Source organism: Paracoccus sanguinis (genome assembly GCF_900106665.1).
GTDB classification, from domain to species: Bacteria; Pseudomonadota; Alphaproteobacteria; order Rhodobacterales; family Rhodobacteraceae; genus Paracoccus; species Paracoccus panacisoli.
Genome location: NZ_FNNA01000001.1, coordinates 1,343,805 through 1,354,226 on the forward strand (window position 1 = coordinate 1,343,805; position 10,422 = coordinate 1,354,226).

General features: G+C 71.4%; 9 protein-coding genes. 7 read left to right on the plus strand and 2 right to left on the minus strand.

From position 1 onward, the window contains the following. The first annotated feature begins 6 nt into the window (after nt 1-6). Together BLW17_RS06505 and BLW17_RS06510 are read left to right on the plus strand one after the other, a co-directional pair. On the plus strand, nt 7-1,317 hold the full coding sequence (locus tag BLW17_RS06505) for a histidine kinase (RefSeq protein ID WP_036732206.1): 1,311 nt from the start codon (nt 7-9) through the stop codon (nt 1,315-1,317). 176 nt (nt 1,318-1,493) lie between these two features. Continuing rightward, nucleotides 1,494-2,171 carry a response regulator transcription factor gene (locus tag BLW17_RS06510; RefSeq protein ID WP_083388333.1) on the plus strand — a complete coding sequence of 226 codons (678 nt, stop codon included), beginning with the start codon at nt 1,494-1,496 and terminating at the stop codon, nt 2,169-2,171. A gap of 39 nt (nt 2,172-2,210) precedes the next feature. Here the strand turns inward: BLW17_RS06510 and epmA are convergent, their stop codons facing one another. Further along, nucleotides 2,211-3,263, minus strand: a complete 1,053-nt coding sequence (gene epmA, locus BLW17_RS06515) for an EF-P lysine aminoacylase EpmA (protein WP_036732379.1) — start codon at nt 3,261-3,263, stop codon at nt 2,211-2,213. An 86-nt stretch (nt 3,264-3,349) separates the two neighbouring features. Between epmA and efp the strand changes: the two genes are divergently transcribed. Further along, nucleotides 3,350-3,916, plus strand: coding sequence for an elongation factor P (gene efp / locus BLW17_RS06520; protein WP_036701139.1), 567 nt, complete (start codon nt 3,350-3,352; stop codon nt 3,914-3,916). Nucleotides 3,917-3,992: 76 nt separating this feature from the next. Here the strand turns inward: efp and selD are convergent, their stop codons facing one another. Further along, nucleotides 3,993-5,036, minus strand: coding sequence for a selenide, water dikinase SelD (gene selD / locus BLW17_RS06525; RefSeq protein WP_036732377.1), 1,044 nt, complete (start codon nt 5,034-5,036; stop codon nt 3,993-3,995). A 200-nt stretch (nt 5,037-5,236) separates the two neighbouring features. Between selD and BLW17_RS06530 the strand changes: the two genes are divergently transcribed. The 4 genes from BLW17_RS06530 to fdnG all read left to right on the plus strand — a co-directional run bounded on the left by BLW17_RS06530 (nt 5,237) and on the right by fdnG (nt 10,295). After that, entirely contained in the window at nt 5,237-6,286 is a 1,050-nt protein-coding gene (locus tag BLW17_RS06530; RefSeq protein ID WP_036732375.1) for a GlxA family transcriptional regulator, read from the plus strand. Further along, nucleotides 6,283-7,116 (plus strand): tryptophan 2,3-dioxygenase, encoded by an 834-nt coding sequence (locus tag BLW17_RS06535; protein ID WP_036732374.1) that lies wholly within the window; start codon nt 6,283-6,285, stop codon nt 7,114-7,116. Before BLW17_RS06530 ends, BLW17_RS06535 begins: the two co-directional genes overlap by 4 nt. A gap of 101 nt (nt 7,117-7,217) precedes the next feature. Next, nucleotides 7,218-7,811 (plus strand): molybdopterin-dependent oxidoreductase, encoded by a 594-nt coding sequence (locus BLW17_RS19025; RefSeq protein ID WP_074826230.1) that lies wholly within the window; start codon nt 7,218-7,220, stop codon nt 7,809-7,811. Between the two features lie 12 nt (nt 7,812-7,823). Beyond that, nucleotides 7,824-10,295, plus strand: coding sequence for a formate dehydrogenase-N subunit alpha (gene fdnG / locus BLW17_RS06545; RefSeq protein WP_211656927.1), 2,472 nt, complete (start codon nt 7,824-7,826; stop codon nt 10,293-10,295). The last annotated feature ends 127 nt before the right edge of the window (nt 10,296-10,422 follow it).

Consider the following 10,422-nt stretch of genomic DNA (forward strand, 5'->3'; position numbering starts at 1 on the left):
TCGGGCATGACGCTGACCGCCCGCATCGTCGCGCTGGTTCTGGCCGTGCAGCTGGCGCTGACCGGCGCCGCCGCCGTGGCGCTGGCGCTGGGGGCCCGCGCCTCGGTCGCAGCCGAGGTCGCGGCGTCGAGCCATTCGGCCCGCAGCCTCGTCCTCGCCGCGCTCGCCACGCTCAGCGGGACGGTGCCGGGCGAGCGCCTGCCCGCCGCGCTGGCCGAGCGGCTGGTCGAGCCGCGCCACGCCCGCATCACCGTCTATGAGGGGCTGAGCGGCCGCAGCCTGTCGCCCGGCACGGCGACGCCGCGCCCCGACCTGCCGCCGCGCTGGTTCGTGCGGCTGCTCTCGCCGCCCGCGCAGGCGACCGAACTGCCCATCGTGCAGGACCGGCTGCGCTACGGGATGGTGATGATCGCCCCCGACCCCACGGTGGGGCTCGCGGCGCTGTGGCGCGACGCCCGGACGCTGGCGCTGCTGACCGCTGCCGCGGCGCTGGCGCAGGTGCTGGCGACGGCGGTGATCCTGCGCGCGGGGCTCGCGCCGCTCGCGCGGCTGCGCGAGGTGGTGAACCGGCTCGGCCGCGGCGATCTGGCGGCGCGGGCGGGGGCGGTGACGACGCCCGACCTCGCCCCGCTCGCCGCGGACGTGGACCGGCTGGGCGCCGCGCTGGGGGCGGCCGAGGCCGAGCGCGCCCGCCTGTCGCGGCAGGTGGTCGGCCGCGGCGACCAGGAGCGCAAGGCGATCGCCCGCGACCTGCACGACGAATACGGGCCCTGCCTTTTCGCGCTGAGGGTCGAGGCGCAGGCGATCCGCGACCGCGCCACCGACCCGGCGCTGCGCGAGCACGCCGACAACATCCTGTCCATCGCCGCCGAGATCCGCCGGGTGAACTCCGCGCTGCTCGCCGGCCTCCGGCCGATGGCGTTGGGGCAGCTGCCCTTCGCGGCCGTGCTGGCCGACCTGATGGCCGAGGCGCGAGCGCGTGATGCGGGGGTCGCGTGGACCGTCGACCTGCCCGACACCCTGCCCGAGCCGGACGACGCAACCGCCCTGACCATCTATCGCATCCTGCAGGAGGCGAGCACCAACAGCCTGCGCCACGCCGCCGCCACCCGCATCGCGGCGAGCGTCCGCCACGCGCCCGGCCGGGGCTGGACGGTGCGGCTGTCGGACGACGGCCGCGGCCGCGGCGGGGCGCCGGACGGCAACGGCATCAGCGGGATGCGCGAGCGGGTGGCGCTGCTCGGCGGCAGTTTTGACGTGCAGGACGGGCCGCGAGGTGTCACAGTCACCGCGACCCTGCCCGAGGCCGCCGCATGACCCTGCCCCGCCCGCGTTCCGGCCGTGCCGCGCCCCTGTCCGGGCCGTTCACCGCGCCCGGGCGAGGGGTCCGGTCGCTGCGCCCGCCCGATCCGGCCCGGCCCGCCCCGTGCCGTCGGCCGCCCTTCGGCCCGGCGCCGATCCGTCCGCCCCTGCACCCAGTTGCCTGAGCCCCGATGACCGACGCAGACCGCGCCCCGACGGCGCCCGACCCCTCCCCCGACCCCGCGGCCCCGCGCGTCGCGCTGGTGGTCGATGACCATCCGATCACCCATCTCGGCTGCGGGCGGCTGCTCGCAGAACTGGGCTATGGCCGCGTCCTCAAGGCCATGACCGGGGCCGAGGCGCTGGCTGCGCTCGAGGCCGAGCAACCCTCGGTCGTGGTGCTCGACATCGCCCTGCCCGACGCGCCGGGGCTGACACTGATCGCCCCGATCCGCGAGCGCGCGCCCGAGGCGATGGTGCTGGTCTTCTCGATGAACGACCAGCCCGGCTTCGCCGCCCGCGCGCTGGCCGAGGGGGCGCAGGGGTTCCTGTCCAAGAACGCCGCGCCGGAAGAGTTCGCCACCGCGATCCGCGCGCTCGAGGCCGGCGAGTATTACCTCTCGCCCGCCGTCGCGCTGGCGCTGGCGACCCGGCAGGCGGGCGCCGGGCGGCGGGCCGAGCTGACCGAGCGCGAGGAACAGGTGCTGGCGCTGATCGGCGCCGGCCGGTCCCTGCAGCAGATCGCGGACGAGATCGGGATCAGCTACAAGACCGTGGCCAACACCTCCTCGACGCTCAAGCGCAAGCTGAACGTGACCGGGATGCCGGGGCTGGTGCGCGAAGCGCTCGAGCGCGAGGGGCTGGGCTAGCTGTCCCTTGGATCAGTCCAAGGGAGGTCAGGGGACGCGTTAGGGAACCGGGGTCCACTGCACGTCGTCGATGCGCGCCGCGCCGGTCGCCAGCATCACCAGCCGGTCGAAGCCCAGCGCGATGCCGCTCGCGTCCGGCATCTGCGCCAGGGCGGCCAGGAAATCCTCGTCCAGCGGGTAGCGCTCGCCATAGACGCGGGCGCGCTCGTCCATCTCGGCGGTGAAGCGGCGGCGCTGCTCGGCGGGGTCGGTCAGCTCGCCGAAGCCGTTGGCGAGCTCGACCCCGCAGGCGTAGAGCTCGAACCGCTCGGCCACGCGCGGGTCGTCGGCGGCGCGGCGGGCGAGCGCCGCCTCGGGCGCCGGGTAGCGGTCGAGGATCGTGGCGCGGCTGTGGCCGAGATGCGGCTCGACGCGCGCCACGAGGATGCGCGACAGGATGTCGGACCAGCCGTCATCGGGGGCCACCCGCAGCCCCGCGGCCTCAGCCCGCGCGGCCAGCCCGTCGCGGTCGGTGGAGCCGTCGGCGCCGATCGTGGCGAGCAGGTCGATGCCCGCGTGGCGGGCGAAGGCATCCGCGACCGACAGCCGCTCGGGCGCGGCGAAGGGGTCGCACTCCACATGGCGGAACCTGAGCCGCGTCACCCCCGCCGCCTCGGCGGCCAGTCGCAAGAGCGCCGCGCAGTCGTCCATCAGCGCGGTGTAGTCCTCGCCCGCGCGATACCATTCGAGCATGGTGAACTCGGGCGAATGCAGCGCCCCGCGCTCGCGGTTGCGCCAGACATGGGCGAAGGCGGCGATGCGGGTCTCGCCCGCGGCGAGCAGCTTCTTCAGCGCGAACTCGGGGCTGGTGTGCAGATACATCGTCCGGGGGGTGCCGTCGTTGCCGATCGCCTCGGTGGCGAAGCCGTGCAGATACGCCTCGTTCCCGGGCGAGCGGGCCAGCGCGGCGGGATCGACCTCGGTGAAGTCCTGCGCCGCCAGCCAGCCGCGGATCGCGGCTTGAATGCGGTTCCGCGCCACCAGCAGCGGACGGCGGTCGGCGTGGCGGGTGGCGTCCCACCACGGGGTTTCGGGCGGTGTCTGGGCGGGCAACGGGCGGCCTCTGGCGATTTGGCGCGGGATAAGCTAGAGAGCGCGGCGATATTTCCCGCATCCCCCGAACGCAAGAAAGACCGTCCGTGAAAGTCATCGCCTCCTCGCTGCGCAAGGGCAACGTCGTCGAACTGGACGGCAAGCTCTATGTCGTGCTGACCGCCCAGAACTTCCACCCCGGCAAGGGCACGCCCGTGACGCAGGTGGATATGCGCCGCATCGCCGACGGGGTGAAGGTCTCCGAGCGCTGGCGCACCACCGAGCAGGTCGAGCGCGCCCACGTGGACGAGCGCGGCTATGACTTCCTCTACGAGGACGGCGAGGGGTTCCACTTCATGGAGCCCGAGACCTACGAGCAGGTCGTGGCCCCCGCCGACATGGTGGGCGAGCAGAAGGCCTATCTGCAGGAAGGGATGCGGGTGTTCCTGCAGGTCTATGACGGCGCCCCCATCGCCATGGAGCTGCCGCAGAAGATCACCGTCGAGGTCACCGAGACCGAGCCGGTGGTGAAGGGGCAGACGGCGTCCTCGTCCTACAAGCCCGCGACCTGCGACAACGGGCTGCGGGTGATGGTGCCGCCGCATATCGGCGTGGGCACGCGGATCGTGATCAACACCGAGGACAACTCGTACGTCGAGCGCGCCAAGGACTGATTGACCTTGAGGGGGGCTTTGCCCCCCGCGCGCGAGGCGCGCTCCCCCCAGGATATTTGGGTCCAGCCCGAGGGGGTCAGATCACCGTGATGCCGGTGCCGTCCTCGACCCGGCCGACGATGGCGGCCAGCGGGTAGCCCGCGGCGTGGATGCCGGCGAGGGTGGCCTCGGCGGCGTCAGGGGCGACGGCGACCAGCAGCCCGCCCGAAGTCTGCGGGTCGGTCAGCAGGTGGCGCTGCCAGTCGGGCAGGCCCTCGGGCAGCGTGACCTCGGCGCCGTAGGCGGCCCAGTTCCGATGCGAGGCGCCGGTGACGAAGCCCGCCTCGGCCAGTTCCTCGGCGCGGGTGAGGAAGGGCAGGCGGGCGCGATCGATCACCACGCGGGCGTTCGAGCCGCGCGCGACCTCGAGCCCGTGGCCGAGGATGCCGAAGCCGGTCACGTCGGTGATGGCGTGGACGGCCGGGTCGTCGGCGAGATCCGCGCCGACCTTGTTCAGCAGCGTGGTCGAGGCGATCATCTCGGCGATGCCGGCCTCATCCAGCGCGGATTTCTTGATCGCCGCCGAGTAGATGCCGACCCCCAGCCCCTTGGTCAGGATCAGCGCGTCGCCCGGCTTGGCGTCGGCATTGCGGCGCAGCCGCACGGGGTGGACGAGGCCGATCACCGCAAGGCCGTAGATCGGCTCGGGCGAGTCGATCGAATGGCCGCCGGCGACCGGGATGCCGGCCTCGGCGCAGATCGCGCGGCCGCCCTCGAGGATCTCGCGGATCATGGCGGCGGGCAGCTTGTCGATGGGCATCCCGAGGATCGCCAGCGCCATGATCGGCCGCCCGCCCATGGCGTAGATGTCCGAGATGGCGTTGGTCGCGGCGATGCGGCCGAAGGCGTGCGGGTCATCCACCATCGGCATGAAGAAATCCGTGGTGGCGATCACCGCGAGGTCGTCCGACACCTGCCACACCGCCGCGTCGTCCGCCGTTTCGGTCCCGACCAGAAGCTGCGGGAAGGCCTGCGCCGCCGCCTGGCCCGCCAGCAGTTCGCGCAGCACCGCGGGCGCCAGCTTGCAGCCGCAGCCGCCCCCGTGGGACAGTTGCGACAGGCGGATCGGGTCGGTGGTCATGGCGGTCCCCTTGGCTTGCATGGGCTTGGGCGTGGGCGTGGCACGGGGGTAGCACCCCGCCCGGCGAAGCGGAAGCGTGTCGCCCCGCCACGGCTGGTGACGGGCGGTGACGGGCGGTGACAGCGCCCCCGCCGCCCTGCTAGGCAGGGGCGGAGGAGCAACCGGACGGGGCGCGGGGCGTGGAGGCGAGCGGCACAGGCATGGTCGGCAGGGGGGCGGCGGGGGCCCCGCGGCTCAACGTGGCGTTCGTGCTCGCCCGGCGCTTCACGCTCGCGGCCTATGCCAATTTCGTCGATGTGCTGCGGCTGGCCGCCGACGAGGGCGACCGCTCGCGGCCGATCCTGTGCCGCTGGGCGGTGCTCGGCACGCCCGGCACCGCGATCCGCGCCAGTTGCGGCACGCGGATCGAGCCGGACACCGCGCCCGAGAACCCCGCGCAGTACGATTACGTCGTGGTGATCGGCGGGCTGATCGGCGCGCCGCAGCCGCTCGACCCCGCGCTCGGCGCCTTCGTGCGGCGGGCGGCGGCGGCGGGGGTGCCGCTGGCCGGGGTGTGCACGGGGGTCTTCATCCTCGCCCGCGCCGGGCTGATGGCGGGCCGGGATGCCTGCGTGAGCTGGTTTCACCACGACGAGTTTCAGGCCGAGTTCGGGGCCGCGGGAGCTGGCCCTGCAGCTGGTCTCGCCGCACCGCGTCCGGTGAGCGACCGGACGCTGGTGGTGGACGGGGACCGGCTGTCGTGCTCGGGCGGGGTCAGCGCGGCGCAGCTGGCCGCGCTGCTCGTCGATCGGCACATCGGCCGGGCCGCGGCGCGCAAGGCGCTGGCCATCATGATGATCGACACGCCCGGCGGACCGGGGGCCCCGGCCTTCGGCGACCAGCCGCAGCCGGGAATGCCGCTCGAGCTGTCCACCGCCGATCCGTTGGTGCGGCGGGCGCTGATGATCCTGCAGCAGCGGCTGGACAGCCCGCCCACGGTGGCGGCGCTGGCGGCGCATCTGGGCGTCGGGCGGCGCCGGCTCGAACGGCATTTCGCCGCCGCGCTGGGGCTGTCGCCCGCGGCGGCGGCGATGCGGCTGCGGCTGGCGCAGGCGCGGATGCTGATCGCGCGCGGCGACGCACCGCTGGCCCGGGTCGCCGACGCCACCGGCTTCTGCGACGCGAGCCACCTGATCCGGGTGTTCCGCGACGCCGAGGGCCAGACCCCCGACCGCTGGCGCCGCCAGCCCCGTGCCGAGGTGCCCCGATGACCGACCGCGATCCCTCCCCGCCCGGCCACCACGGCGCGCGGCTGTCGTTCCAGGGCCGGATGGCCTATGGCGACTACCTCTCGCTCGACCCGATCCTGTCGGCGCAGCACCCGCTGTCGGGCGCCCACGACGAGATGCTGTTCATCATCCAGTACCAGACCAGCGAGCTGTGGATGAAGCTCGCCCTGCACGAGCTGGGTGCCGCGCGCGAGGCGATCGCGGCCGGGCGGCTGCACGAAAGCTTCAAGATGCTGGCCCGCGTGGCCCGGATCATGGAGCAGCTCAATTCGGCCTGGGACGTGCTCAGGACCATGACCCCCAGCGAATACCAGCAGTTCCGGCCGATGCTGGGGGAAAGCTCGGGCTTCCAGAGCTGGCAGTACCGGATGATCGAGTTCGTCGCCGGCAACCGCAACCCGGCGCTGATCGGCCCGCACGCGCACCGGCCCGAGCTGGCGGCGGCGCTGCGCGACGAGCTGGCGCGGCCCTCGCTTTACGCCGTGGTGCTGGGGCGGCTGGCGGAGGCCGGGTTCGACGTGGCCCCGGCCGCGGATGTGGCGGCCCCCACCCGTCCCGACCCGGCCGCCCGCGCCGCCTGGGGGGCGGTCTACGCCGACCCGCAGCGGTACTGGAGCCTCTACGAGCTGGCCGAGAAGCTGGTCGATTTCGAGGACTACTTCCGCCGCTGGCGCTTCAACCACCTGACCACGGTCGAGCGGATCATCGGCTTCAAGCGCGGCACCGGGGGGACGGCGGGGGTGGATTACCTGCGCCGGATGCTGGACGTGGTGCTGTTTCCCGACCTGTGGGACCTGCGCAGCGCGCTGTGATCACATCCCTCGCGCAAGGGGCCTCGATGCTTGACGCAAGGCCCCCGCCGGCCGCATCATGGGCGGACCTATCTTGGTGGACAGGCAAAAAGGAGGATCGGATGAACATCGACCTCTCACGCCGCAGCTTTCTGAGGCTGGCGGGTGCGGGTGTCGCGGCAACGTCGCTGGGGGCGATGGGGTTCGGAACGGCCGAGGCGGCTGAGTTGGCGCATGTGCGCGACTTCAAGCTGGCGGCCATGACCGAAACCCGCAACACCTGCCCCTACTGCTCGGTGGCCTGCGGCATCATCGTCTATGCCGCCCCCGGCGAGGACGGCAAGCGCCGCGTCATGCACATCGAGGGTGACGCCGACCACCCGGTCAACCGCGGAACGCTGTGCCCCAAGGGTGCGGCGCTCAAGGATTTCGTCAACGCCGAGACCCGGCTGACGCAGCCGATGATCCGCAAGCCCGGCGCCACCGCGTTCGAGCCGATCTCGTGGGACGCGGCGCTCGACCGCATCGCCCGGGCGATGAAGGACGACCGCGACGCCAACCTGCTGCAGACCAACGAGGCGGGCGTGCCCGTCAACCGCTGGACGACGACGGGTTTCCTCGCGGCCTCGGCCACCACCAACGAAACCGCCTGGCTGACCTACAAGGTCGTCCGGTCGATGGGAATTGTAGGCTTCGACAATCAGGCGCGCGTCTGACACGGCCCCACGGTGTCCAGTTTGGGCCCGACATTTGGCCGTGGAGCGATGACGAACTCCTGGACCGACATCAAGAACACCGACCTGGTGATCGTGATGGGCGGCAACGCCGCCGAAGCCCACCCCTGCGGGTTCAAGTGGGTCACTGAAGCCAAGCACCATCGCGGTGCCAAGCTGATCGTCGTGGACCCGAGGTTCACGCGGACGGCGGCCGTCAGCGACTATTACGCGCCGATCCGGCCGGGGACCGACATCGCCTTCCTGATGGGGCTGATCCGCTGGATGATCGCCAACGACAAGGTCCAGTGGGACTATGTCCGGGCGTTCACCAACGCGGCCTTCATCGTCAAGGACGAGTTCGGCTGGCAGGATGGCCTGTTCACGGGCTACGACGAGCAGAAGCGCGACTACGACAAGTCGAGCTGGGATTACGTCGTGGGCGACGACGGCTTTGCCGTCACCGATCCCACGCTGCAGAACCCGCGCTGCGTCTGGAACCTGCTCAAGGCCCATGTCGAGGTCTACACCCCCGAGATGGTCGAGCGGATCTGCGGCACCCCGCAGGACCGTTTCCTGAAGATTGCCGAGATGATCGGGGAATGCTCGTCTCCCACCAGGACGATGACCTCGATGTACGCGCTGGGCTGGACGCAGCACTCGAAGGGCGCCCAGAACATCCGCGGCATGGCGATGTTGCAGCTGATCCTCGGCAACATCGGCGTGCCCGGCGGCGGCATGAACGCGCTGCGCGGACACTCGAACATCCAGGGGCTGACCGACCTCGGGCTAATGTCGAACCTGATCCCGGGCTACCTGAACATTCCGACCGAGAAAGAGCCCGACTGGGCCACCTATCTCAAGTCGCGGGCGTTCAAGCCGTTGCAGCCGGGCCAGACCAGCTATTGGCAGAACTACCCCAAGTTCATGGTTTCGTTTATGAAATCCATGTGGGGGGATGCCGCGACCGTGGACAACGACTGGGCCTTCCACTACCTGCCCAAGCTCGACGTCCCGGCCTACGACATGCTGCGGATGTTCGAGCTGATGGACCAGGGCCGGGTCAACATCTACTTCTGCCAGGGGTTCAACCCGCTGATGGCGCTGTCCAACCGCGGCAAGAACACCAACGCCTTGAGCAAGCTCAAGATGCTGGTCGTGATGGACCCGCTCGAGACCGAGACCGCGCGGTTCTGGGAAAACCACGGCGCCTACAACGACGTGGACAGCGCCGCGATCCAGACCGAGGTGATCCAGCTTCCGACCTCGTGCTTTGCCGAGGACGAGGGCGCGCTGGTGAACTCGGGCCGCTGGCTGCAGTGGCACTGGGCGGCGGCGGACATGCCGGGCGATGCGCGGCTGGACACCTGGATCATGGCGCAGATCCACCTGCGGGTGAAAGCGCTCTATCAGGCCGAGGGCGGGGTCTTCCCCGACCCGATCCTGAACCTGACCTGGGACTATGCCGACCAGAACGAGCCGAAGCCCGATGAGCTTGCCCGCGAGCTGAACGGCCGCGCGCTCGGCGACGTGACCGACCCCAAGGACGCGACCAAGGTGCTGACCGCGGCCGGCAAGCAGGTGAAGAGCTTCGCCGAACTGCGCGACGACGGGTCCACCGCCTGCGGCTGCTGGATCTATTCCGGCTGCTTCAACGAGGACGGCAACAACATGGCCCGCCGCGACAACGCCGACCCCTCGGGGATGGGCGTGCACGCGAAATGGGCGTGGAGCTGGCCGGTCAACCGCCGGACGCTCTACAACCGCGCCTCGGCGGACCTCAACGGCCAGCCGTGGGATCCGACCCGGCCCATCATCCAGTGGACCGGCGAGAAATGGGAAGGCAACGACGTCCCCGACATCGCCCCCACGGCGAAGCCGGGCGAGGTCATGCCGTTCATCATGAACCCCGAAGGGGTGTCGCGGCTGTTCAGCCGCGGGATGATGCGCGACGGGCCGTTCCCGACCCACATGGAGCCGTTCGAGAGCCCGGTCCAGAACGTGTTCAACGCCCGAATGCGCGGCAACCCGGTGGCCCGGGTGTTCGCCTCGGACGTGGCGCATCTGGGCAACTCGGCCGAGTTCCCGTTCGTCGCCACCAGCTACCGGCTGACCGAGCATTTCCACTACTGGACCAAGCACAACAAGGTGAATGCCGCGTTGCAGCCCGAGTTCTTCGTGGAGATCAGCGAGCAGCTGGCCGCCGAGAAGGGCATCGAGAAGGGCGGCTGGGTGCGGGTGTGGTCCAAGCGGGGCGAGGTCAAGGCGAAGGCGCTCGTCACCAAGCGGATCAAGCCGCTGATCTGTGACGGCAAGCCCGTCCATGTCGTCGGCATTCCGCTGCACTGGGGCTTCGTCGGCGCGGCGAAGAAGGGCTGGGGGCCGAACAGCCTGACGCCCTTCGTCGGCGACGCCAACATCGAGACGCCGGAGTACAAGGCGTTCCTCGTCAACATCGAACCCAGCGTGGGGGAGGCCGTGTCATGACCACTCCGACCGACACCACGATGACGACCACTCCGGCGACGGCGGCGGCCCCCTCAGGCAACGCCACCACGGGGCCGGCGGTCACGACCGCGACGACCCCGATCCCGACCCACAACTCGCCCCCCAA

Bases quoted from the DNA above. Each gene is read 5' to 3' on its own strand.
- BLW17_RS06505 (WP_036732206.1), top strand. From the start codon at position 7: ATGACGCTGACCGCCCGCATCGTCGCGCTGGTTCTGGCCGTGCAGCTG.
- BLW17_RS06510 (WP_083388333.1), top strand. From the start codon at position 1,494: ATGACCGACGCAGACCGCGCCCCGACGGCGCCCGACCCCTCCCCCGAC.
- selD (WP_036732377.1), bottom strand. From the start codon at position 5,036: ATGACCACCGACCCGATCCGCCTGTCGCAACTGTCCCACGGGGGCGGC.
- BLW17_RS06530 (WP_036732375.1), top strand. From the start codon at position 5,237: ATGGTCGGCAGGGGGGCGGCGGGGGCCCCGCGGCTCAACGTGGCGTTC.
- BLW17_RS06535 (WP_036732374.1), top strand. From the start codon at position 6,283: ATGACCGACCGCGATCCCTCCCCGCCCGGCCACCACGGCGCGCGGCTG.
- BLW17_RS19025 (WP_074826230.1), top strand. From the start codon at position 7,218: ATGAACATCGACCTCTCACGCCGCAGCTTTCTGAGGCTGGCGGGTGCG.